The 24022-nt window shown below is 58.4% G+C and carries 21 protein-coding genes; 10 read left to right on the top strand and 11 right to left on the bottom strand.

Features of this window, described 5'->3' with window-relative positions; translation table 11 throughout:
* Window positions 1-344: 344 nt before the first annotated feature.
* The 9 genes from msrQ to mrcB form a co-directional block, all read right to left on the bottom strand.
* Window positions 345-968: a protein-methionine-sulfoxide reductase heme-binding subunit MsrQ gene (gene msrQ / locus EIY72_RS23620; RefSeq protein WP_093230248.1), complete on the bottom strand. Its 624-nt coding sequence runs from the start codon at window positions 966-968 to the stop codon at window positions 345-347.
* A complete protein-coding gene (gene msrP, locus EIY72_RS23615; RefSeq protein WP_093230245.1) occupies window positions 968-1981 on the bottom strand; it encodes a protein-methionine-sulfoxide reductase catalytic subunit MsrP in 1014 nt (337 codons plus the stop codon). The genes msrQ and msrP overlap by 1 nt, the downstream gene beginning before the upstream one ends.
* A gap of 57 nt (window positions 1982-2038) precedes the next feature.
* Window positions 2039-2893: a CDP-diacylglycerol--serine O-phosphatidyltransferase gene (pssA, locus tag EIY72_RS23610; protein ID WP_093230242.1), complete on the bottom strand. Its 855-nt coding sequence runs from the start codon at window positions 2891-2893 to the stop codon at window positions 2039-2041.
* Between the two features lie 144 nt (window positions 2894-3037).
* Entirely contained in the window at window positions 3038-4054 is a 1017-nt protein-coding gene (gene ilvC / locus EIY72_RS23605; RefSeq protein ID WP_003228216.1) for a ketol-acid reductoisomerase, read from the bottom strand.
* Between the two features lie 45 nt (window positions 4055-4099).
* Window positions 4100-4591 carry an acetolactate synthase small subunit gene (gene ilvN / locus EIY72_RS23600; RefSeq protein WP_003205610.1) on the bottom strand — a complete coding sequence of 164 codons (492 nt, stop codon included), beginning with the start codon at window positions 4589-4591 and terminating at the stop codon, window positions 4100-4102.
* Window positions 4592-4593: 2 nt separating this feature from the next.
* Window positions 4594-6318 (bottom strand): acetolactate synthase 3 large subunit, encoded by a 1725-nt coding sequence (locus tag EIY72_RS23595; RefSeq protein WP_093230831.1) that lies wholly within the window; start codon window positions 6316-6318, stop codon window positions 4594-4596.
* A gap of 485 nt (window positions 6319-6803) precedes the next feature.
* Window positions 6804-7139 carry a YqcC family protein gene (locus EIY72_RS23590; protein WP_093230239.1) on the bottom strand — a complete coding sequence of 112 codons (336 nt, stop codon included), beginning with the start codon at window positions 7137-7139 and terminating at the stop codon, window positions 6804-6806.
* Window positions 7139-7879 carry a tetratricopeptide repeat protein gene (locus EIY72_RS23585; RefSeq protein ID WP_093230236.1) on the bottom strand — a complete coding sequence of 247 codons (741 nt, stop codon included), beginning with the start codon at window positions 7877-7879 and terminating at the stop codon, window positions 7139-7141. The genes EIY72_RS23590 and EIY72_RS23585 overlap by 1 nt, the downstream gene beginning before the upstream one ends.
* A gap of 16 nt (window positions 7880-7895) precedes the next feature.
* A complete protein-coding gene (gene mrcB / locus EIY72_RS23580; RefSeq protein ID WP_093230233.1) occupies window positions 7896-10220 on the bottom strand; it encodes a penicillin-binding protein 1B in 2325 nt (774 codons plus the stop codon).
* A 116-nt stretch (window positions 10221-10336) separates the two neighbouring features.
* Between mrcB and EIY72_RS23575 the strand changes: the two genes are divergently transcribed.
* The 4 genes from EIY72_RS23575 (at window position 10337) to EIY72_RS23560 (ending at window position 13548) form a co-directional block, all read left to right on the top strand.
* Window positions 10337-11893, top strand: coding sequence for a bifunctional aminoglycoside phosphotransferase/ATP-binding protein (locus tag EIY72_RS23575; RefSeq protein WP_093230230.1), 1557 nt, complete (start codon window positions 10337-10339; stop codon window positions 11891-11893).
* A gap of 91 nt (window positions 11894-11984) precedes the next feature.
* Window positions 11985-12329, top strand: a complete 345-nt coding sequence (locus tag EIY72_RS23570) for a pentapeptide repeat-containing protein (protein ID WP_093230227.1) — start codon at window positions 11985-11987, stop codon at window positions 12327-12329.
* Window positions 12330-12565: 236 nt separating this feature from the next.
* Window positions 12566-12838, top strand: a complete 273-nt coding sequence (locus EIY72_RS23565; RefSeq protein ID WP_093230224.1) for a TfoX/Sxy family protein — start codon at window positions 12566-12568, stop codon at window positions 12836-12838.
* A gap of 392 nt (window positions 12839-13230) precedes the next feature.
* Window positions 13231-13548, top strand: a complete 318-nt coding sequence (locus EIY72_RS23560; RefSeq protein ID WP_093230221.1) for a Rieske (2Fe-2S) protein — start codon at window positions 13231-13233, stop codon at window positions 13546-13548.
* Here the strand turns inward: EIY72_RS23560 and sfsA are convergent.
* Together sfsA and EIY72_RS23550 are read right to left on the bottom strand one after the other, a co-directional pair.
* A complete protein-coding gene (gene sfsA, locus EIY72_RS23555) occupies window positions 13545-14258 on the bottom strand; it encodes a DNA/RNA nuclease SfsA (RefSeq protein WP_093230218.1) in 714 nt (237 codons plus the stop codon). The genes EIY72_RS23560 and sfsA overlap by 4 nt on opposite strands.
* Window positions 14258-15430 (bottom strand): pyridoxal phosphate-dependent aminotransferase, encoded by a 1173-nt coding sequence (locus EIY72_RS23550; protein WP_093230215.1) that lies wholly within the window; start codon window positions 15428-15430, stop codon window positions 14258-14260. The genes sfsA and EIY72_RS23550 overlap by 1 nt, the downstream gene beginning before the upstream one ends.
* A 332-nt stretch (window positions 15431-15762) precedes the next feature.
* Between EIY72_RS23550 and dksA the strand changes: the two genes are divergently transcribed.
* The 6 genes from dksA to EIY72_RS23520 all read left to right on the top strand — a co-directional run bounded on the left by dksA (window position 15763) and on the right by EIY72_RS23520 (window position 24022).
* Entirely contained in the window at window positions 15763-16206 is a 444-nt protein-coding gene (gene dksA, locus EIY72_RS23545) for an RNA polymerase-binding protein DksA (RefSeq protein WP_093230212.1), read from the top strand.
* A 127-nt stretch (window positions 16207-16333) separates the two neighbouring features.
* The gene (gluQRS, locus tag EIY72_RS23540; protein WP_093230209.1) at window positions 16334-17230 is read left to right on the top strand and encodes a tRNA glutamyl-Q(34) synthetase GluQRS; all 897 of its coding nucleotides are present in this window, start codon (window positions 16334-16336) and stop codon (window positions 17228-17230) included.
* 77 nt (window positions 17231-17307) lie between these two features.
* The gene (locus EIY72_RS23535) at window positions 17308-17484 is read left to right on the top strand and encodes a hypothetical protein (protein WP_003176118.1); all 177 of its coding nucleotides are present in this window, start codon (window positions 17308-17310) and stop codon (window positions 17482-17484) included.
* Window positions 17468-20422, top strand: a complete 2955-nt coding sequence (locus EIY72_RS23530) for a sensor histidine kinase (protein WP_162276455.1) — start codon at window positions 17468-17470, stop codon at window positions 20420-20422. The genes EIY72_RS23535 and EIY72_RS23530 overlap by 17 nt, the downstream gene beginning before the upstream one ends.
* 22 nt (window positions 20423-20444) lie before the next feature.
* Window positions 20445-21884 carry a sigma-54-dependent transcriptional regulator gene (locus tag EIY72_RS23525; protein ID WP_093230203.1) on the top strand — a complete coding sequence of 480 codons (1440 nt, stop codon included), beginning with the start codon at window positions 20445-20447 and terminating at the stop codon, window positions 21882-21884.
* A gap of 737 nt (window positions 21885-22621) precedes the next feature.
* Window positions 22622-24022, top strand: coding sequence for a polynucleotide adenylyltransferase PcnB (locus tag EIY72_RS23520; RefSeq protein WP_162276454.1), 1401 nt, complete (start codon window positions 22622-22624; stop codon window positions 24020-24022).

Below are 24022 nucleotides of genomic sequence, written 5' to 3'. Positions count from 1 at the left end.
ATTCTACAGCAGCCTCATTTGCTGTCAAGTGATTATTTTCAGAAGTTTTCAAGGATTTCCTTAACAACTTCAACCACTTGCGCTTCCGATCTCTCGTTAGCGGGAGGCGAATTCTACAGCGTTACACGCTGCTGTCAACACCTCTTTTTCTCCGCTTTCGATCGAGAAGACCGAACCGTTAAAAGAGCCTTACAACACCACTCTTTCAACTCCTTCCAGGCTTCGATGAACTGAAGCAACCTACTGCCGAAAACTGCGTAACTCTTTGTTTACCAAGGAGTTTTCCGTTTCGACTGCGCCGGAAGTGGGGCGAATTATAGACATCTGAAATCTGCCGTCAACACTTAATTTCGTTTTTCTTGCAGCACCTGCTTTTTACCCAGCATTCTCGGGATTCGACGACTTACAAAAGGAATACGCAGCAACAGAAGCAGCCCTCCTATGGAGGCATAAATCACCCACTCCTTAAGATCGGCACGCACGATCCACAACATATGGAGCAATCCGAGCCCCAAAATCACATAGGCCAGCCGATGCAGTTTCCTCCAGCGCACGCCCAAACGTCGTTGACTGTAACGATTGGACGTCACAGCCAATAACAACAGCCCTACAAATCCCAAAGCACCGACAATGATGTAAGGCCGCTTCCGCAGCTCGACACCTAACTGCGACCAATCGAAACCGAGGATAAAGGCCAGGTAACAGCACAAGTGCATGAACACATAAGCAAAGCACCAGAGTCCCAACTGACGCCGTACAACTATCCAGCCCGCCCACCCACTGATTTTTTGAAGGGGCGTCATGCTCAGCGTGATCAACAGCAGCACCAACGCCCCAAGACCCAGCCGATCAACCAACACCTTGCCAGGATCCGGCCCGAGCAAATCGGCGAACGCCTGATACAACCACCACAACGGCCAAATTGCCGCAGCAAGAAAAACCGATGCACGCCAAGTCGGATAGCGCATCAATAGTTCTTCCGCAGATCGAGCCCTGTGTATAGAGAAGCCACCTCCTCCGAATAGCCATTGAACATTTGCGTATCGCGCACATTCGGCTTGAACAGGCTATTAGGCAGTCGCCGCTCACGGGCCTGAGTCCAGCGCGGGTGGTCGACCGTTGGGTTTACGTTCGCATAAAAACCGTACTCATCTGCCGCAATGCTTTGCCAGGTGGTTTTCGGCTGCTCGCTGACCAGACTGATCCGCACAATGGATTTGATGCTCTTGAAACCGTATTTCCAGGGCACCACCAAACGCAGTGGCGCACCGTTCTGATTTGGCAATTCGCGCCCATACATGCCGACCGCCAGAATCGCCAGCGGATTCATCGCCTCATCCAGACGCAGCCCCTCTATATAAGGCCAGTCGATCAAGGCGAAACCCGAGCGCTGGCCTGGCATGCTTTGCGGGTCCTGCAGCGTTTCGAAGCGAATGAATTTTGCCTTGGAAGTCGGCTCGACCTGCTTGAGCAATGCCGAGATGGGAAAACCGATCCAGGGAATCACCATCGACCAGGCCTCTACGCAACGCAGTCGATAGATGCGCTCTTCCAGCTGATAAGGCTTCATGAAGTCTTCCAGCGCATAACGCCCCGGCTTACCCACCTCTCCGTCCACCACCACCGACCAGGGTTCGGTTTTCAGCGCACCGGCATTGGCTGCCGGGTCGCCCTTGTCAGTCCCAAATTCATAGAAGTTGTTGTAGTGGGTGGCGTCCTTGAATGGCGTGATCGCTTCATCCTTGACGGTCATTGCGCCCCACTGGGTGGCCGGTAGCTTTTCTATAAACCATGCAGGCGGCTTTCCGGACTCGACATCCGGGTAGCGTCCAGCATCTTCGGCGGACGCCCATCCAGGCAGAGCGCCCACGGCCAGACCGGCAACGGTAGCACCCAGCAGATTGCGACGAGAGAGATAGAGGGATTCAGGCGTGACGTCCGGCTCATGACAGTCGGACGTTTTGACAATCTTGATCAGCATGGTTACTCCGCAGCAATGGAGGACAGATGCACCATAGACTGCGGAGTATGAGGGAAATTACGCGCTCTTGTTACGACGAAGGCGTAACAGGTATTGAACCGGACCGGATGCCGCGTAGCCGAGGAACACCAGCAGCAGGATGCGCGGCGGATCGCTGAACACCACCGCAAACACCAATACGACCGCGAGAATCGCCACGAACGGCACGCGTCCTTTCAGGTCCAGCTCCTTGAAGCTGTTGTACTTGATGTTGCTGACCATCAGCATACCGGCAGCGGCAACCATCAGCGCCACCAGGAAAGACATTTTCGAACCCTGGATACCGTAATCGCTGAACGCCCAGACAATACCCGCCACCACACCAGCAGCAGCCGGGCTGGCCAGGCCGATGAAGTAACGCTTGTCTGCAGTGCCGACCTGGGTATTGAAACGTGCAAGACGCAACGCCGCACCGGCGACATAGATGAAGGCGACCATCCAGCCGACCTTGCCCATATCGCCCAACGCCCAGCCAAAGGCCAGCAACGCCGGTGCGACACCAAAGGCAACCATGTCCGATAGCGAGTCGTACTCGGCACCAAAGGCACTCTGTGTATTGGTCATGCGGGCAACACGACCATCAAGACCGTCGAGCACCATGGCGACAAAGATCGCGATGGCGGCAAATGCAAAGTACTTGCTCGCATTGGCCGAGTCGCCGGCGCTCAGGGCGGCCTGCGCACTCATCGAGTTGATGATCGAATAGAACCCTGCGAACAGGTTCGCAGTGGTGAACAGATTCGGCAGAAGATAGATACCACGATGCCGGACTTTACGACCTTCAGCGTCATGCCCTTCTTCGACATGCTCATCGATGGGCAGCAGGCTTTCGGCGTCAGGAGCCTGGTTTGGCTCTTCGGGGCGTTCGCTCATGGACATTACCTTGCAACGGGGTGGAAAGTTTGGACAGGTGTCTGGGACGACGGTTCGGCCGCAAACGATGCAGCTTTATACCAGAACCGGCCCCTCAAACGAAAAAACGCGGCCTAAGCCGCGTTTTTCGTACAAGGACGTGACTTAGTTTTTAGCTTTGTCGACGATCTTGTTGGCACCGATCCACGGCATCATGGAGCGCAGTTGCTCGCCGATGATTTCGATACCGTGAGCGGCGTTGTTGCGACGCTTGGCGGTCATCGAAGGATAGCCGGTAGCACCTTCGCTGATGAACATCTTGGCGTATTCGCCGTCCTGAATACGTTTCAGGGCGTTGCGCATGGCCTGACGGGATTCGGCGTTGATCACTTCCGGACCGGTCACGTACTCGCCGTATTCGGCGTTGTTGGAGATCGAGTAGTTCATGTTGGCGATACCGCCTTCGTACATGAGGTCAACGATCAACTTCAGTTCGTGCAGGCATTCGAAGTAGGCCATTTCCGGCGCGTAGCCAGCTTCAACCAGGGTTTCGAAACCGGCTTTGACCAGTTCAACGGTACCGCCGCACAGAACGGCTTGTTCGCCGAACAGGTCGGTTTCAGTCTCGTCCTTGAAGGTGGTTTCGATGATGCCGGTACGACCACCGCCAACGCCGGCTGCGTAGGACAGTGCTACGTTTTTAGCGTTGCCCGAAGCATCCTGGTAGATCGCGATCAGGTCAGGGATACCGCCGCCTTTGACGAACTCGGAACGCACGGTGTGACCTGGAGCCTTCGGCGCGATCATGATCACGTCGAGGTCGGCACGCGGAACAACCTGGTTGTAGTGAATCGCGAAGCCGTGGGAGAAGGCCAGGGTGGCGCCTTTCTTGATGTTCGGCTCGATTTCGTTCTTGTACAGCGAAGACTGGAACTCGTCCGGGGTCAGGATCATGACCAGGTCGGCAGCCGCAACAGCGGAAGCAACGTCGGTCACTTTCAGGCCGTGGGCTTCAGCCTTGGCAACGGTAGCCGAGCCTTTACGCAGGCCAACAGTCACGTCAACGCCAGAGTCTTTCAGGTTGCACGCTTGAGCGTGGCCTTGGGAACCGTAACCGATGATGGCAACTTTCTTGCCCTGGATGATCGACAGGTCGCAGTCTTTATCGTAGAAAACTTTCATGAATTTCCCCTATATCCGGCCGTTCAGGCCATTCGCTAATTTGGTTTAGATGCTGAGAACTTTGTCGCCGCGAGCAATGCCGGTCACGCCACTACGGACAGTTTCCAGAATCGATGCGGTGCCGATGGACTGAATGAAGCTGTCGAGCTTGTCGCTGGTACCGGTCAGTTGAACGGTATACACGCTGGCGCTGACGTCGACGATCTGTCCACGGTAAATATCGGTAGTGCGCTTGATCTCGGCGCGCTGGGCACCGGTGGCCTTGACCTTGACCAGCATCAGTTCGCGCTCGATGTGAGCACTCTCCGACAGGTCGACCAGTTTTACCACTTCGATCAGCTTGTTCAGGTTCTTGGTGATCTGCTCGATGATTTCATCGTGACCCACCGTGGTCAGCGTCAGACGCGACAGAGTCGGGTCTTCGGTTGGCGCAACGGTCAGGCTTTCGATGTTGTAGTTGCGCTGCGAGAACAGGCCAACCACACGAGACAGAGCGCCAGGTTCGTTTTCCAGAAGCAAGGAAATAATGTGTCGCATGATTAAGTACGCTCCGTCTTGCTCAGCCACATATCGCGCATGGAGCCGTCTTTGATCTGCATCGGATAGACGTGCTCGCTGGTGTCGACCGAAATATCGATGACCACCAGGCGATCTTTCATGGCGAACGCCTCTTCCATCTTCGACTTCAAATCTTTCGATTCGGTGATGCGTACGCCGACGTGACCATAGGCTTCAGCCAGCTTGACGAAATCAGGCAACGACTCCATGTAGGAATGCGAATGGCGGCTGCCATAGCTCATGTCCTGCCACTGGCGAACCATGCCCAGTACACCGTTGTTCAGGATGACGATCTTCACCGGCAAACCGTATTGCAGGCAGGTCGACAACTCCTGGATGTTCATCTGGATGCTGCCCTCGCCCGTTACGCAGGCGACGTCGGCATCCGGGAAGCTCAACGAGATGCCCATGGCCGCCGGCAAGCCGAAGCCCATGGTGCCCAGGCCACCGGAGTTGATCCAGCGGTTCGGCTTGTTGAACTTGTAGTACTGCGCGGCAAACATCTGGTGCTGACCCACGTCGGAGGTCACAAAGGCGTCGCCTTTGGTCACTTCGCACAGGGTTTCGATCACGGTTTGCGGTTTGATCATGCTGCCGTCGCCCTTGTCGTAAGGGAACAGGCCGCGATCACCGCGCCACTCGTCAACCTGCTTCCACCAACTGGCCACGGACTCCTTGTTCGGGGTCTCGCCGATTTCCTTGAGGATCGCGACCATTTCGGTCAGGACGCTCTCAACTGGGCCGACGATAGGCACGTCGGCCTTGATGGTCTTGGAGATCGAAGCCGGGTCGATGTCGATGTGAATGATCTTGGCGTTCGGGCAGAACTTGGACGCACCGTTGATGACTCGGTCATCGAAGCGCGCGCCAACGGCCAGGATCACGTCAGCATGGTGCATCGCCAGGTTGGCGGTGTAGCTGCCATGCATGCCGAGCATGCCGATGAACTGACGGTCGGTGCCTGGGTAGGCGCCGAGGCCCATCAGGGTATTGGTCACTGGCAGGTTGAGCATCTTGGCCAGTTCGGTCAGTGGTGCGGAACCACCGCCGAGGATCACGCCGCCGCCCGAGTACAGCACGGGACGCTTGGCCGCCAGGAGCATTTCTGCCGCCTTGCGGATTTGTCCGGAGTGACCACGAACAGCCGGGCTGTAGGAGCGCAACTTGGCTTTTTTCGGGAAGACGTATTCGAATTTCTCGGCCGGGTTGGTCATGTCTTTCGGGATATCGACAACGACCGGACCAGGACGACCGGATTGCGCCAGGTAGAACGCCTTCTTCATGACTTCCGGGATTTCCGAGGCGTGCTTGATCATGAAGCTGTGCTTCACGATTGGCCGGGAGATACCGATCATGTCGGTTTCCTGGAACGCATCGGTGCCGACCATGGTGCTAGGCACCTGGCCGGAAATGATCACCATCGGAATGGAGTCCATATAGGCGGTCGCGATACCGGTGATGGCGTTTGTGGCGCCAGGACCGGACGTCACCAGTACCACACCGGCTTTACCGGTGGCACGGGCGTAGCCGTCAGCCATATGGGTCGCCGCTTGTTCGTGACGAACCAGGATGTGAGTCACTTCCGGTTCTTTGAACAGGGCATCGTAAACATGAAGAAGAGCACCACCCGGGTACCCGTAGATATATTTGACGCCTTCGTCGCGCAAAAAGCGGACGAGCATCTCACCGCCAGATAAAAGCTCCACGTTGCTCACCTCTAAAACGCCAGAATACCGCCCACGAAAAATGGGACGGGTCTTAATAGGTTTACTTCTCAGCAGAGCATGAGCGACGGTGGTCGCCGACTACGTCAGCACTGACTGAGCAAGTATTGGGATCGTCCCAAGTGTTGCGGGCCTTTCCCACCCAGCGCGAGGTAACGCGTTGCGGGTGTAACAGGTCGGCGCGGATGTGCGCCTCATGATCTGCCGAGAGGGTCTGCTTCTGGCAGTCCCTGTACAGCGGACTTTGGATTCTTCTGTTTCGTCCCCTCCAAGTCAAGTCGAGAATGCGCTTTATTCTACTAAGCACATGAGAACGCAAGAAAAAACCCATAAAACCGCGGTGCGTTAGCTTCAATTGCGCAACTTTTGCCTGAAAATTGGCAGCCGCATGCGATTGCACTGTGGCACTCAACGAAAGAGAGAAGACAACGGGGGAAAACTGCCGGCAGAGCGCCGGCATTTTCGGCTCAACGCGAGGCGGTAATCAGCAGGTCAAACTCTTTGAGCAACACTTGGAGTTGCCGATCCTTGCCCTGGACATTGCGTCCGGCGAAGACCATTTCGGCCATCTCCTGAATGCCCGAGGCATTGGGCAGCGGCAGGTCCTGCTCGAGGATCATCTTCATGCGGGGCAGGAAAATCCATTGCAGCCACTGCTCGAAATCCAGCGTATCGACCGAAAACGGCTCAACACTGGACAGCGCCTCGGCCGATGGTGAAACGTCGTCCCACCAACCCTGCACCCGCAGTTCACGCTCGATCAACAGCAGTTGATCGGCGATTTTCGAAAAGCGCGCATCCATCACGAGGTTACCCTGGCCTTCTGACGGGCCAGCGCAGCGCCCTGGGAATCACCCTGCTTCTCACGGGCCTGGGCAATCAACTCCCACAGGTTCGCTTGCAGCGCTGGACGCCCGCTGGCCAAGGTCAGCCCGCGACGTGCGAACTGCTCGGCCTGAGCGGCATCGCCTTGAGCCATCCGTACCTGGGCAAGGCGATAGAGGACTTGCGGCTCACGCGGAGCGACGCGCTGAGCCCGCTCCAGACTGGAAGCAGCGCCGTTGAGGTCCCCGCTCGCCTGCTGTTGCTGCGCAGTGGTCAGCAGCGCCAGCACCGGCCCGTCCAGTTGCTCGTCGGCCGACAGGCCACCGGAGGCACTGGCCGATGGAATTCCGCTTGGCTGCGAAGGCATGTTGTAGGTGCCCTGATTGATCGGCGCCGACTGCATCGGCGACGTATCGATAGGGCCAGGTGTGATCGGCCCTGGCGTAATAGGCGTGGTGCTGATCGGCGCAGACGTCGACCCGCCGCCCGGCACCATTACCACGACGCCACTGTCGCCTTGGGGAATGGCCTGGGTCTGGGCCTGGCCTTGTACAGGACGCTTGACCGTGGTCTGACGGAAACCGCCATTGGCCGAAATCCGCTCGCTATTGGAAACGGCAGTGCCGGAATCCACTACCGGAATCGAGCCTCGTTGTACGGTGGAGCAACCGCTGAGCAAAGCCACGGCGGCAACCGCTGGAATCAACCACTTGTTCACTTGAAACCCTCTTTGCTTAATTCATCCAGCCTTTGACCCAATCCATCACCGACTCTCCGCTTGCCGGGCTTTCACCTGCGCAAGCAGTACCGGGTGGCGGTTCGCTGCCGCGAATATACGGCATCTGCACAGCACCGGGGCAACTGGCTTCGGAGCCTTGACCGGTCCGTGAATCGACCCAGGCCTGAACGATATTATCCGGCTGCGGCATGTCCAGCGGCAACGGGTCGGCCTTGCGCATGAAACTGGTCCAGACCTGCAACGCACCGGTAGCGCCGGTGAACGGCGTCTTGCCGTTGTCGTCACGCCCCAGCCAGACCACGGCCAGCAGGTCCTGGCTGAAACCGGCGAACCAGCTGTCTCGCGAGTCGTTACTTGTACCGGTTTTACCCGCCAGCGTCAGGGTTTTTGGCAACACGTTGTAAACCGAACTGCCGGTACCTTCGCGCATCACCCGCTGCATGGCGTTCTGAATCAGGTAAATCGACGCCGGATCGAAGCGTTGCTGAATCTGGAACGGATAACGCTTGAGCGGTTCGCCTTCCGCCGTCAGCACGCTGCGAATCCCGCGCATCGGCGTATTGAAGCCACCGTTGGCGAGGGTCTGATACATGGTTGCCACTTCGATCGGCGTCATGCCGCCAGCCCCCAGCAACATCGAAGGGAACGCCGGGAATTCGCGAGACACACCCAGGCGCGCCAACGTCTTCAAGACATTCGGCACGCCCACGGCCAGGCCGAGACGCGCGGTCGACAGGTTGTAGGAATGCGCCAGCCCTTGATAAAGGAAGACGGTACCGTGGGAACGGCGATCATAGTTTTGCGGTTTCCAGACCTGACCGTCCGCGCCCTTCACCGAGAAGGCTTCGTCCGACAGCCAACTGGTCAGCGTGTACTGGCTCGGTTTCTCCAGCGCCGTCAGATACACCGCCGGTTTGATCAACGAGCCCACCGGACGCACCGCATCCAGCGCCCGGTTGAAGCCGGCGAAACTGGCCTGGCGACTGCCGATCATCGCTTGCACTTCACCGGTTTCCGGGTTGGTCACGACCATCGCCGCTTCAACATCCTCGGAGCCCTTGCGCCCAGCCAGACGCTTGAAGGTGTCATTGACCGAAGCCTCGGCTTTCATCTGCAGGATCGGGTCGAAACTGGTGAAGATTCGCAGGCCTTCTTCGGTCAAGTCTTCATCGCGATAATCTTCACGCAACTGACGCTTGACCAGATCGAGGAAGCCCGGGAAGGAACTGTCCGCCAGACTGCCGCGCTTGGTCACGCCCAGCGGCATTTTCTTCGCGGCGGCCACCTGTTCGGCGGTAGCAACGCCCTGCTCTTGCAGAATGTCGAGCACCAGGTTGCGCCGCTCCAGCGCCCGCTCCGGATAACGGCGCGGGTTATAGGAGGACGGCCCCTTGACCATGCCCACCAGCAATGCCACCTGATGCAGTTTCAGCTCGGCCAATGGCTGGCTGAAGAAGAACTGACTGGCCAGGCCGAAACCGTGCACCGCACGCTGACCGTCCTGACCGATGAACACCTCGTTGAGGTACGCCTCGAGGATCTCGCGCTTGTCGTAATGCAGTTCGAGCAGCAACGCCATCATGGCTTCAGTGAGCTTGCGGCTCAGGCTGCGTTCGTTGGTCAGGTAGAAGTTCTTGACCAACTGTTGCGTCAAGGTACTGCCGCCCTGGCGCATGCGACCGGACGAGCCGTTGACCCAGATCGCACGGGCAATCGACTTCGGCGACACACCAAAGTGATGGTAGTAATCACGATCTTCGACAGCCACCAGCGTGTCGAGCAGATACGGCGGCACCTGATCGATCTTGATCAGAATCCGGTCTTCGAGATTCTTCGGGTACAGGCCGCCGATCAGCAACGGCTCAAGTCGCACCACCGACAGTTTGGAACCGTTGGTCGCCGACAGTTCGGCCACATAATCGCCAGAAAAACGCACGCGAACCGGCTGAGCCTGCTCCATGCCTTCATAGAACTGGAAACCACGGGTATTGAGGTCGACCGTGTTGCCATTGACCGAGGCGGCGCCAGGGCCATTGGCCACACTTTCGCGGCGATAGCCCAAGGCATCGAGCTCGGTCAGGAAATCGTCCCGGCTCAGCTTTTGTCCGACGAACAGCTCGAGCGGGCGCGCATAAACCTTGGCCGGAATGGTCCAGCGCTTGCCGGAGAACTTTTCCTGGACGATCGCGTCGAGGTAAACGGCGAATCCGGCCAAGGCAACAAGGCCGACCAGACTGAGTTTAATGGCCCAGCCCAGCCACGGGCGCAGGCCCCTGGAGGGAGGTTTTTTTGGGGTGCGGGGAGTTCGGGTACGAGTCATGGCGGCGGATTATACGCACTTTATTCATACTCAACAGGAGCGCTCCGAGGTTTGCGTCAAGTGGACTTGCGGCCATAATGACCGCCTTGAATTTCCCAGACTCTGAAGGATCGCCTGTGAGCCAGTCCCTGATCGCTGCCCTGCAAAACCCTGCTCTCTATCCACACCCGGTAGAGGGATTCCAGGTCATCGAGACCCATATTTCCTGGGTCATTCTCACCGGCCCCTTTGCCTATAAAATGAAGAAACCGGTCAACTTCGGCTTCCTCGACTTCACAGGCTTGCAGGCTCGCGAACATTTCTGCGGTGAAGAGCTGCGCCTGAACCAACGCCTGACCGATGATTTGTATCTCGAAGTGTTGCCGATCACCGGCAGCGCAGAAGCGCCACAACTGGGCGGCGAAGGTCCAGCCATCGAATACGTACTGAAAATGCGCCAGTTCCCGCAAACCGGCCTGCTCAGCACGCTGCAAGCCAACGGCGAACTGACCACCGCACACATCGACCAGATGGCCGAGCAAATCGCCCGCTTCCACCTGAACGCGCCGAAAGTGCCGGCCGAGCACGACGCCGGCACACCACAAAGCGTAATGGCGCCGGTACGGCAAAACTTCGAACAGATCCTGCCCTTCCTCAGCGACAAGGCGGACCTGCTGCAACTGGACGCACTGCAAGCCTGGGCCGAAAGCAGCTTCGAACGCCTCAAGCCACTGCTCGCCCAGCGCAAGGCTGAAGGTTTCATCCGCGAGTGCCACGGCGACATCCACTTGGGCAACGCGACCCTGATCGACGGCAACGTGGTGATCTTCGACTGCATCGAATTCAACGAGCCGTTCCGTTTCACCGATGCGTATGCCGACACCGGCTTCCTCGCCATGGACCTGGAAGACCGCGGCTTGAAGTGCCTGGCGCGTCGTTTCATCAGCCAGTACCTGGAGCTGACCGGCGACTACCGCGGCCTCGAAGTGCTCAACTTCTATAAAGCCTATCGCGCCTTGGTCCGCGCCAAGGTCGCGCTGTTCAGCATGCCGGCCGACGCCACGGCGGTACAACGCGCCACCACCCTGCGCCAGTACCGCAACTACGCCAACCTGGCGGAAAGCTACAGCACCATTCCTTCGCGCTTCATGGCCATCACCCATGGCGTTTCCGCTGTCGGCAAAAGTCATGTTGCCATTCGTATGGTGGAAGCACTGGGGGCGATTCGCCTGCGTTCCGATGTCGAGCGCAAGCGTCTGTTTGGCGAGCAAACCGTCGAGAACGATGTGCAGGCCGGCATCTATAGTGCCGACGCCAGTGCGGCCACTTATGCCCGCCTGCATGAAATCGCCGGTGTCATCCTGCACGCAGGCTTCCCGGTGGTGGTCGATGCCACTTACCTCAAGCGCGATCAGCGCGAGAGCGCGGCAAAAGTGGCCGAAGCCACCGGTGCACCGTTCCTGATCCTCGACTGCAACGCACCGCAAGCCGTAATCGAAAGCTGGCTGGCCTTGCGTCAGGCGGACAAGAAAGATCCTTCCGACGCCACACTCGCGGTGATCGAAGCCCAACAGGCCAGCCGTGAAGCGCTGACACCGGCAGAAATCCTCTGCAGTAAACGCGTTCAGACCAACGAAAGCGGAACCCTCGACACCGTGGTCGAACAGATCCGCCAGCGCCTGCCGGGGCTGTAAGAAACTATTTCAGCCGTGCAGCCCTCGTCGGCTTCACGGCTGTCAAATAGTGGCACTATACTGGCGTCATAAAACCAACAGGTGATGCGACATGAGCCAGCCGAAACTTCTCGACACCCCGCTTTATGCCTTGCTGCACAAAGACGACATCAGAGGCTTCAACAGCGAGCGCCCCAAGGATGGCCCCATCGATATGGTGGGCGGCGACTTTCGCGGACTGGACTTGCGCGAGCTGAATGCCGATGGCGTGGACTTCAGCGATGCCTATTTCCGCTCCGCCGATTTGCGCGGCATTGATTTCCGTAAAGCGACGCTGGAAGGTGCAAGCCTGGCCCATGCACAAATTTCCGGTGCCTACTTTCCGCCGGAGCTGAGTGCAGACGAAATTCTGATGTCGATGAACTTCGGGACACGGTTGCGTTATCGCACCCGCTGAATTCTTAACGGATAACCGACACGTCCGGCGCACTCATCCGCGCTGGACGCTGGTTACTTTTCCCTGAAAAAGCTGACGACCTCCCGCCATTTCCCAGGCCTGTATCTCCCTGACCTTCTTCCCTCCTTAGAAGCTTTTGCGTCGAAACCGACCAAAGAATCACGCTTTTCCTACTGATGGCTACACTCCTCTGAAGCATGCCCACGCTCTCCATTCGGCCATCGCAAGGAGGCTTGATGAATGATGAACTGCAACATCTGAAGAATCTCGGCAAGACGTCAGCGCAGTGGTTGCATGCCGTGGGCATTCACAGCGCATCGGACTTGCGTCGCCTGGGGGCGGTGGACGCTTATCGGGCCGTGCGCACCCGTGGCTTCAGGGCGTCCAAGGTGTTGTTGTACGCCATTGAAGGCGCTTTGATGGATGTGCACTGGAACGACATACCTGCCGAACGCAAGGATGCCTTGAATAAACAACTGGAAGCCATTTCTCAGCGCCATAAGAACTGAGCCGCTGGAAAATCAGCCTCAAACCCAATGATTACGGGGCCTTCACAAGAAAAACGATGAAATATCGCAGAAATCAAAAAACAGCGATTGACATGGTAATGAGAATCGATATGATTATCACAACTAGTCGCGAGACTGGTCGATATTCTGAAAAGCCCTTGGTTCGGACTCTCAGATTATCTCCTCATCAGGCTAATCACGGTTATTTGACCCGGCTCTTGCCGGGTCTTTTTTTGCCTGTGGAAAAGTGCGGACAATCGACTGCGACTACACCTGTCACTCAAGCGCTTGAACCGCCGTCCTCAAAGGATTCCCGGGCATCGCGGCAACAGGCCAAGTATCCTTGACGTCAGGTTATCGATTTCAATCGTCTGCGAGGACTGGTATCAAGCATGAAATGGCTGTGCGCAGGCGCTGAACTGGTCAATGACAGCAGTCGGGGATTCGACATCGAAGGGCGTAAACTCTTTGCCGTACGCCGGGGCGGCCAGGTGTACGTCTATAGCAATCGCTGTCCGCACCGCGGGGTTGCGCTGGAATGGCACCCCGATCAATTTCTCGACCCAAGTAACAGCCTGATCCAGTGTGCAACCCACGGCGCGCTGTTTCTGATCGAGGACGGCGAATGCGTCGCCGGTCCTTGCGCCGGGCAAGCGCTGACCCGCATTCCCAGTCGCGAAGACGCGCAGGGCATCTGGGTCAGCCTTTAATCGCCCAACAACACTTGCAGACGCCGATCGACCACCATCTCCTCGTGACTCATGCGCACACCGTAAGCCAATACCTCGACACCGCTGGCTTGCGCCTCACGCAGTGCCTGGGCGTAGGCCGGATCAATTTCCAGCGCGGGGCGCACCGCCTCGATATCTGACAGACAGACACAGTACAACTGCACCGCACGAATGCCGTTCCGAGCCAGGTGCGCCAGTTCACGCAGATGCTTGGCACCACGCTGAGTGACCGCATCGGGGAATGCCGCCACCGCGGTTCCGTCAAAGCCCAGGGTGACACTTTTAACCTCGACATAAGCCGGCCCGTTCGGGTAGTCGAGGCGAAAATCTATGCGGCTGTTTTCTTGCCCGTACGCGACTTCGCGCTTGAGAGCGGCGAAGCCGTTCAGTTCGCTGATGACACCCGCGCGCAACGCCTCTTCAATCAAGCCGTTGGCCCTGGCGGTATTCACACAAAACAACCGGCCCTGTGGCGTTTCACCGACTTCCCAGGTGCCCGGCAGTTTGCGCTTCGGATCGTTGGAGCGGCTGAACCAGACCTGCCCGCCTTCAACCTGGCAATTGAGCATCGAACCGGTGTTCGGGCAATGAATGGTCAGCAACTCGCCGTTAACGGTTTCGATATCCGTGAGAAAGCGCTTGTAACGGCGGATCAAACGGCCTTCTTCGAGTGGGGGATCAAAGCGCATCAGCCGTGCCAGCTCTGCAACCCGCGAGCAATACGCTCGACGGCTTCCTGTAACCGCTCAAGATTTTGCGTATAGGCAAACCGCACATGATGCGTTGCCTGATACCGACCGAAATCCAGACCCGGGGTGAATGCCACGTGCTCGGTTTCCAGGAAGTGACGGCAAAACGCGAAGGCATCTCCGCCGAACTTGCTGATATCGGCATACAAATAGAAGGCACCTTCGGGCTCGACCGCAATCCCGAAACCTAATGCTCGCAAAGCTGGCAGGAGGAAATCCCGGCGACGCCCGAATTCGGCGCGACGTTCCTCCAGGATGCTGATGGTCGCCGGCTCAAAACAAGCCAGTGCAGCGTGCTGAGCCATACTCGGGGCGCTGATGTAGAGGTTCTGCGCGAGTTTTTCCAGCTCATTGACCGCAGCATCGGGCGCCACCAGCCAGCCGAGGCGCCAACCGGTCATGCCGAAATATTTGGAAAAACTATTGAGGACAAAGGCACTGTCATCGACTTCCAGCACACTGGCCGCGTCGGTGCCGTAGGTTAAACCGTGGTAGATCTCGTCGACGACCAGATGACCATGGCGCTGCTTGATCGCAGTGGACAGCGCCGCCAGCTCCTCACGGGTCAGGATCGTACCGGTCGGGTTGGCCGGAGACGCCACCAACGCGCCCACACTGTCGTGATCCCAATGACGCTCGACCAGGTCTGGCGTCAATTGATAGCGCACCTCTGGGCCGACCGGCACCAGTTGCGCCGCCCCTTCCACAAGACGCAGGAAGTGCCGATTGCACGGATAACCGGGGTCCGCCAGCAGCCAATGCTTGCCCGGGTCCACCAGCAAGGCACTGGCCAGCAACAAGGCGCCGGAACCGCCGGGCGTGATGAGAATACGACGAGGATCGATGCTCAGACCGTAGCGCTGTTGATAGAAACCGGAAATGGCTTCACGCAGTTCTGGAATGCCGCGCGCCGCGGTGTAGCGGGTCTTGCCTGAGGCCAGCGCGGCCTGACCTGCCTGGATGATCGGTTCGGCGGTGGTGAAGTCCGGCTCGCCGATTTCCAGATGGATGACGTCGTGGCCGGCGGCCTGCAACTCATTGGCCCGCGCCAGCAATGCCATGACATGGAAAGGTTCTATTGCACGACTGCGGGCACTGTAGGACTGAGCCATGGGCCTTCCTTCAACGGAAAAACAGCGATTCTACCCAAGCCCAGGAACGAGCGAGAACCTAAAGCGGTCAGAAGCGTTACAAGTCTGGTCACAAACGAGCCGGGCACCTGTCGCAGGTTTGACTAAAATCATTAATTGAGCCGGGTTTGCGAGCCACCAGACAACGCTTTGTCATCTTTGGCAAGCACCATGTGCCGCGAGCTCGACATCCGGGAGTAGCGCGGCCCGAGTTGATCTGGTAAGTTCGCCCGCTTGCAGCCGCAGGGCCGGCAGGTGTCGGTGATGGAGCAATCCTGCGCAGATGGATTACAAGAGTAGAGGCGGTCTATTTCATGTCCACCCAAGCAAAGCAACAGGCAGTCCAGCCGATCAGCGGCTTCGAACCCTACAAAGAAGCTCCAGGTGAGGAGTACATGGGTAAGCCCATGCGCGCGCACTTCACCAAGGTCCTGAATCAGTGGAAAAAAGAGCTGATGGAAGGGGTCGACAAAACCGTGGACCACATGAAGGACGAAGCGGCCAACTTCCCGGACCCGGCAGACCGTGCCAGCCAGGAAGAGGAGTTCGCCCTAGAACTGCGAGCCCGCGATCGTGAACGCAAGTTGATCAAGAAGATCGACAAAACGCTGCAATTGATTGAAGACGAAGAATACGGCTGGTGCGAGTCCTGTGGCGTCGAGATTGGCGTCAAGCGACTGGAAGCCCGCCCTACCGCCGACATGTGTGTCGACTGCAAGACCCTGGCGGAAATCAAGGAAAAGCAAGTCGGCAAGTAATATCGACTTGAACGAAAAACGGAGCGTGCGAACGCTCCGTTTTTGTTTCTGTGATTTGCGATACCGTCGCGGTATAAATCGCTCCTACAGGCGTTCTGCGACGCACTGGAAAAGAAATTTCGCCCCCATGACTGCCATCGCTTCCTCCCCCTACATCGGTCGCTTCGCCCCGACGCCCAGCGGCCATCTGCATTTTGGCTCGCTGGTCGCAGCGCTGGCTTCGTACCTCGATGCACGTTCAGTCGGTGGACGCTGGTTGATGCGCATGGAAGATCTCGACCCGCCCCGCGAAGAGCCGGGCGCTCAAAGCGCAATTCTCAAGGCGCTGGAAAGCTACGGTTTTGAGTGGGACGGCGAAATGGTCCGCCAAAGTGACCGGCACGAAGCCTACGCCGAAGTGCTCAACCGCCTGTTCAATCAGGGTCTGGCCTATGCCTGCACCTGCTCGCGCAAGCAACTCGAACCCTATAAAGGCATTTATCCCGGGCTGTGCCGCAACGCGGGTCATGGCAGTGAAGGTGCTGCCATTCGCTTGCGTGTACCGGAGCTGTCCTATCACTTCATCGACCGCGTGCAAGGCGAATATCGCCAGCACCTGGGGCGGGACGTCGGCGATTTCGTAATCCGCCGTCGCGACGGGCTCTACGCCTACCAACTGGCCGTGGTCCTCGACGATGCCTGGCAAGGTGTTACCGATGTCGTGCGTGGCGCCGACCTGCTCGACTCCACTCCGCGTCAGCTGTACTTGCAGGAGTTGCTCGGCCTGCCCCAACCGCGTTACCTGCACATCCCGCTGATTACCCAGCCGGATGGCAACAAGCTCGGCAAGTCCTATCGCTCGCCTCCACTGACCGAAGATCAGGCCACGCCATTGTTGCTGCGAGCCTTGCGCGCACTGGGGCAAAATCCTGGAATCGAGCTGACGGCAGCCACGCCTCGGGAAGTGTTGAAATGGGGCATCGCCCACTGGGATGCCACTCGGATCCCGCGCACACTGAACCTGCCCGAGGCACAGCTGCTGTGATCGCACTTGCAGTGGCGCGCCCATCCGTTACCATCGCCGCACGTTTTCGGGCACGCGCATAAAAAAGAGAGGCCGGGATGTACATCTATCGCTTGGTCCTGCTTTTGGTAGTGGGCATTTATCTGTTCTCCCCGGCCATCATGGATTGGTGGATCGACGCCACTGGCGCCTGGTATCGCCCCTATCTGCTCTGGCTGATTCTGATCGTCGTGACCTTCATCCTGCAGAGTCAAAAAGATGCCGATGAGCTTTAGCCTGACCCAGATGATCCTGATCAGCGCCGCCTACCTGGCAGTGCTGTTCGGCGTCGCCTGGATCAGTGAACGGGGCATGATCCCCCGGGCGATCATTCGCCACCCGCTCACCTACACCCTGTCGCTGGGGGTCTATGCCAGTGCCTGGGCGTTTTACGGCACGGTGGGCCTGGCCTATCAGTACGGCTACGGCTTCCTGTCCAGCTACCTGGGTGTTTCCGGGGCATTTCTGCTGGCGCCGGTGTTGCTCTATCCGATTCTGAAAATCACCCGCACCTATCAGTTATCTTCGCTGGCCGACCTGTTCGCCTTTCGCTTCCGCAGCACCTGGGCCGGCGCGCTGACCACCATTTTCATGCTCGTGGGCGTATTGCCGTTGCTGGCCTTGCAGATCCAGGCGGTCGCCGACTCCATTGGCATCCTCACCCGTGAGCCGGTGCAGCACCGTGTAGCCCTGAGCTTCTGCGCACTGATTACGCTGTTCACGATTTTCTTTGGTTCCCGTCACATCGCCACCCGGGAAAAACACGAAGGCCTGGTGTTCGCGATTGCCTTCGAGTCGGTGATCAAGCTGATCGCTCTGGGCGGCGTCGGGCTGTATGCGTTGTACGGCGTGTTCGACGGCCCGCAGCAGCTGGAGCTGTGGCTGCTGCAAAACCAGACCGCCCTCGCCGCCCTGCACACCCCCTTGCAGGAAGGTCCGTGGCGTACGCTGCTGTTGGTGTTCTTCGCTTCGGCCATCGTGATGCCGCACATGTATCACATGACCTTCACCGAAAACCTCAACCCGCGCTCGTTGGTCAGCGCGAGCTGGGGGCTGCCGCTGTTCCTGTTGTTAATGAGCCTGGCGGTACCCCTGATTCTCTGGGCCGGCCTGAAACTGGGCGCCACCACCAACCCGGAATACTTCACGCTGGGCATCGGCATTGCCGCCAACAGCAAGGCGTTGGCGCTGCTGGCCTATGTGGGCGGGCTATCGGCGGCCAGCGGCCTGATCATCGTCACCACCCTGGCCCTGTCCGGGATGGCCTTGAACCACCTGGTGCTGCCGCTTTATCAGCCACCGGCCGAAGGCAACATCTACCGCTGGCTGAAGTGGACTCGTCGGGCCTTGATCGTCGCGATCATCATGGCCGGCTACGGTTTCTACCTGATGCTCGGCGCCGAGCAGGACCTGGCCAACCTCGGTATCGTTGCCTTCGTTGCCACCCTGCAGTTCCTGCCCGGTGTACTCTCGGTCCTGTATTGGCCGACGGCCAACCGTCGCGGCTTCATCGCCGGTTTGCTCGCCGGCACGCTGGTGTGGGTGGTGACCATGCTGCTGCCGCTGGTCGGCAACCTGCAAGGCTTCTACATCCCGCTGCTGAACATGATCTACGTGCTGGACGACACCAGTTGGCACATGGCGGCCATTGCGTCCCTGGCTGCCAACGTACTGATGTTCACTCTGATCTCGCTGTTCACCAACGCCAGCAGCGAAGAAGCCAGCGCTGCCGAAGCCTGCGCCGTGGACAATGTGCGCCGCCCGCAACGCCGGGAGCTGCACGCCGCTTCACCTCAGGAATTCGCCACCCAATTGGCCAAGCCCCTCGGGGCCAAGGCAGCACAGAAGGAAGTCGAACAGGCACTGCGCGACCTTTATCTGCCTTTCGATGAGCGCCGTCCTTATGCCCTGCGGCGTCTGCGCGACCGCATCGAAGCCAACCTGTCGGGCCTGATGGGGCCGAGCGTGGCCCAGGACATGGTCGAGACATTCCTGCCGTACAAGGCCGGCGGCGAGAATTACGTCACCGAGGACATTCACTTCATCGAAAGCCGCCTCGAGGACTATCACTCGCGCCTGACTGGGCTCGCTGCCGAACTGGATGCCTTGCGTCGTTACCACCGCCAGACCTTGCAGGAACTGCCGATGGGCGTGTGTTCGCTGGCCAAGGATCAGGAAATCCTCATGTGGAACAAAGCCATGGAGGAGCTGACGGGCATCGCCGCACAACGCGTGGTCGGTTCACGCCTGAGCACCATCGCCGATCCATGGAAGGAACTGTTGCAGGGGTTCATCAACCTGCCGGACGAGCACCTGCACAAACAGCACCTGGCCCTCGATGGACAGACCCGCTGGCTGAACCTGCACAAGGCAGCCATCGACGAACCGCTCGCACCGGGTAACAGCGGCCTGGTGTTACTGGTAGAAGACTTGACCGAAACCCAGATGCTCGAAGACAAACTGGTGCATTCCGAACGCCTGGCCAGCATCGGCCGACTGGCGGCCGGCGTGGCTCACGAAATCGGTAACCCGATCACCGGCATCGCGTGCCTGGCGCAAAACCTGCGCGAAGAGCGCGAAGAGGACGGCGAGCTGAAGGAAATCAGCGGGCAGATTCTCGAACAGACCAAACGGGTCTCGCGCATCGTCCAGTCGCTGATGAGTTTCGCCCATGCCGGCAGTCATCAGCACAGCGACGAACCCGTTTGTCTGGCCGAAGTGGCCCAGGATGCAATCGGCCTGCTGGCCCTGAACCGACGCAATTTCGAAGTGCAGTTCTATAACCTGTGCGATCCCGACCACTGGGTCGAAGGCGACCCGCAGCGGCTTGCCCAGGTCCTCATCAACCTGCTCTCGAACGCCCGTGATGCCTCGCCTCCGGGCAGTGCGGTACGCGTCAAGAGCGAAGCCGGCGAACACACGGTCGACCTGATCGTGGAAGACGAAGGCAGCGGCATTCCATCGAGCATCATGGACCGCCTGTTCGAACCTTTCTTTACCACCAAGGACCCTGGCGAAGGCACCGGTCTGGGCCTTGCACTGGTCTATTCCATCGTTGAAGAGCATTATGGACAAATCACCATCGACAGCCCGGCTGATGTTCAGAGCCAACGCGGCACCCGTATCCGGGTGACTTTACCGCGTCATGTCGAAGCGACGTCCGCTGTGAACTGAGACCGTCGAGAGTATCGAATCAATGCCGCACATTTTGATCGTCGAAGACGAAACCATTATCCGCTCTGCCTTGCGTCGTCTGCTGGAACGAAATCAGTACCAGGTCAGCGAAGCCGGCTCAGTGCAGGAAGCACAAGAACGCTTCACCATTCCATCGTTCGACCTGATCGTCAGCGACTTGCGCTTGCCTGGCGCACCGGGCACCGAGCTGATCAAGCTCGCCCAAGGTACGCCGGTGCTGATCATGACCAGCTATGCCAGCCTGCGCTCGGCCGTCGATTCCATGAAGATGGGCGCGGTGGACTACATCGCCAAACCATTCGACCATGATGAAATGCTGCAAGCGGCCGCGCGCATCCTGCGTGATCGCCAAGCGGCACAGGCCGCGGGTGAACCTGTTGCGGCCAAAGCTGGCAATGGCGGTGGCAAAGCCGTTGCCGACAACAGCAATGGCGAAATTGGCATCATCGGTTCCTGCCCGCCCATGCAGGATCTGTACGGCAAAATCCGCAAGGTCGCACCAACCGACTCCAATGTACTGATCCAGGGTGAATCCGGTACCGGTAAAGAGCTGGTCGCGAGGGCGTTGCACAACCTGTCCAAGCGCGCCAAGGCGCCAATGATTTCGGTGAACTGCGCCGCCATTCCGGAAAGCCTGATCGAGTCCGAACTGTTCGGCCACGAAAAAGGCGCATTCACCGGTGCCAGCGCCGGACGTGCCGGCCTTGTGGAAGCGGCGGACGGTGGCACATTGTTCCTCGACGAAATCGGCGAGTTGCCACTGGAAGCCCAGGCACGCCTGCTGCGAGTGTTGCAGGAAGGTGAGATTCGCCGCGTAGGCTCGGTACAGTCACAAAAGGTTGATGTGCGCCTGATTGCGGCGACTCACCGCGATCTCAAGAGCCTGGCGAAAATCGGCCAGTTCCGTGAAGACTTGTACTACCGCCTCCACGTGATCGCCCTGAAGCTGCCGGCACTACGTGAGCGTGGCGCCGACGTCAACGAAATCGCCAACGCCTTCCTCGCACGACAAAGTGCCCGGATCAACCGCACCGACCTGAAATTCGCTGCCGATGCCGAGCAGGCCATTCGTCACTATTCCTGGCCGGGTAACGTCCGCGAACTGGAAAACGCTGTCGAGCGTGCGGTCATTTTGTGCGAAAGCCCGGAGATTTCCGCCGAGCTGCTAGGCATCGACATCGAACTGGGTGACCTGGAAGACGACGAGTTCATTGGCCTGGCCCCTCAACAGGGCAACACGAGCGCGAACAACACCAATCACGAACCGACCGAGGACTTGTCTCTGGAAGACTACTTCCAGCACTTCGTTCTTGAACATCAGGACCACATGACCGAAACCGAGCTGGCGCGCAAACTCGGGGTCAGCCGCAAATGTCTGTGGGAACGCCGCCAGCGCCTGGGCATCCCGCGCCGCAAGACCGGGGTGGCCAGCGAGAGCTGAACCGAAGCTGTCCCATGTGTGGGTAACAGGTAAAAATGTGAAAAAACTGTTACCTCAGATTTTTCACGTAACAGAAGCCGGGGTTAACGGTAACGAAACCCCGGCTTTTTTTCGCCCCAACAAGGGCCCCAAACCGGCCTAACCCCTTGTTTTACTGGGGATCACAAAAGTTGGCACGCACCCTGCTATATGTTTGGTACAAGAACAATAACAAGCAATGCACAAGACAATAAAAATAAGACGAATCGACTCACGCACAATAAAAACAAGACGGCGAGAGGCGCAGCTAACTGATTCTTTTGGAGAGGCGTTGTATTTGGGGCTAGCCCCACGACCAGGCCGAGAACAACAAAAACTGTCCTAAGACAGAGCCTGTACTGGTTGGATCGCAAGATCACTGCAACACAGCGACCAAAGCAATCCGTTTGCTCTTGGCTCCCGATTGGGAGGGTCATGAAGGAAAGCTTCATGACGAGGGCACTCAACAAAAACAAGAAGCCCGAAACCAAAAATAAAAATAGAGCATGCAACTACTTCTGGGGGAGCTTCGGCTCCCCTTGTGGTTTCTGCGATTCGTAAAAACCCTGCACCTTTTGCTCGTTCCTGCCTGAAAGAACGCGGCCTACAGCTCAAATCGGCTGTGTCCTACACCATCCCCCGACTAAATGCTAGAATCCCCGCCCATCATGCGGTCATTCTTCTGTTGTGGCCGAATATTCCTTCAAACAGTGCATCCCATGCTGAAGAAGCTGTTCCAGTCATTCCGTTCTCCAAAGCGTCATACGCAACACATTCGCAGTACGCCTGAAGTGCTCAACAGCGGGCAACATTCGCTGCAAAAGACGCAATTCAGCCGTTATGCGGTGAATATCGTCGAACGCCTGCAGAGCGCCGGTTACCAGGCCTATCTGGTCGGCGGCTGCGTGCGCGACATGCTGCTGGGCATTACGCCGAAAGACTTCGACGTCGCCACCAGTGCCACGCCTGAACAAGTACGCGCCGAATTCCGTAACGCACGGATCATCGGGCGCCGCTTCAAGCTGGTGCACATTCATTTTGGCCGCGAAATCATCGAAGTCGCGACCTTCCGCGCCAATCACCCGCAAAACGAAGAAGACGAAGACAGCAACCAGTCTTCGCGCAACGAAAGCGGGCGCATCCTGCGCGACAACGTCTATGGCACCCTGGAAGAAGACGCACAACGCCGCGACTTCACCATTAACGCCCTGTACTACGACCCGGTCAGCGAGCGAATTCTCGACTACGCCAATGGCGTACACGACATCCGCAACCACCTGATTCGCCTGATTGGCGATCCGAAGCAACGCTACCAGGAAGACCCGGTGCGTATGCTGCGCGCCGTGCGCTTCGCCGCCAAACTGAATTTCGGCATCGAAAAACACAGCGCCTTGCCAATCCGTGATCTGGCGCCGATGCTGCGCGAGATCCCGTCAGCACGCCTGTTCGAAGAAGTGCTCAAGCTGTTCCTCTCCGGGCATGCGGCAGACACCTTCGAGATGCTGGTCGACCTGCAATTGTTCGATCCGCTGTTTCCGGCCAGTGCCGAGGCCCTGGAATACAACCCGACCTACACCCACACGCTGATCAGCGAAGCCCTGATCAACACAGACCTGCGCATCAAGCAGAACAAGCCGGTAACACCAGCGTTCCTGTTTGCGGCCCTGCTGTGGCCGGCGTTGCCGGCGCGGGTCCTGCGCTTGCAGGAACGCGGCATGCCGCCGATTCCGGCGATGCAGGAAGCGGCGCACGAATTGATTGCCGAACAGTGCCAGCGCATCGCCATTCCGAAACGCTTCACCATGCCGATCCGCGAAATCTGGGACATGCAGGAACGCTTGCCACGCCGCAGTGGCAAACGCGCGGATCTGCTGCTGGACAATCCGCGCTTCCGCGCCGGTTACGACTTCTTGCTGTTGCGTGAAAGCGCTGGCGAGCAGACCGATGGACTGGGCGAATGGTGGACCGACTATCAGGACGCCAATGACAGTGAGCGCCGCGAGATGATTCGCGACCTCAGTGGCAAGGAAGAAGGCACCGGTGCCCCACGCAAACGTCGCCGCAGCAGTGGCTCCAAGCGCAAACGCGCTGCTGGCGCCTCGAGCACTTCGGACGAATAA

The sequence above is a fragment of the Pseudomonas vancouverensis genome (assembly GCF_004348895.1).
Taxonomy (GTDB): domain Bacteria; phylum Pseudomonadota; class Gammaproteobacteria; order Pseudomonadales; family Pseudomonadaceae; genus Aquipseudomonas; species Aquipseudomonas vancouverensis.
The sequence above is the reverse complement of the archived record's forward strand: the minus strand, read 5'-3'. Positions and strand labels throughout refer to the sequence as shown.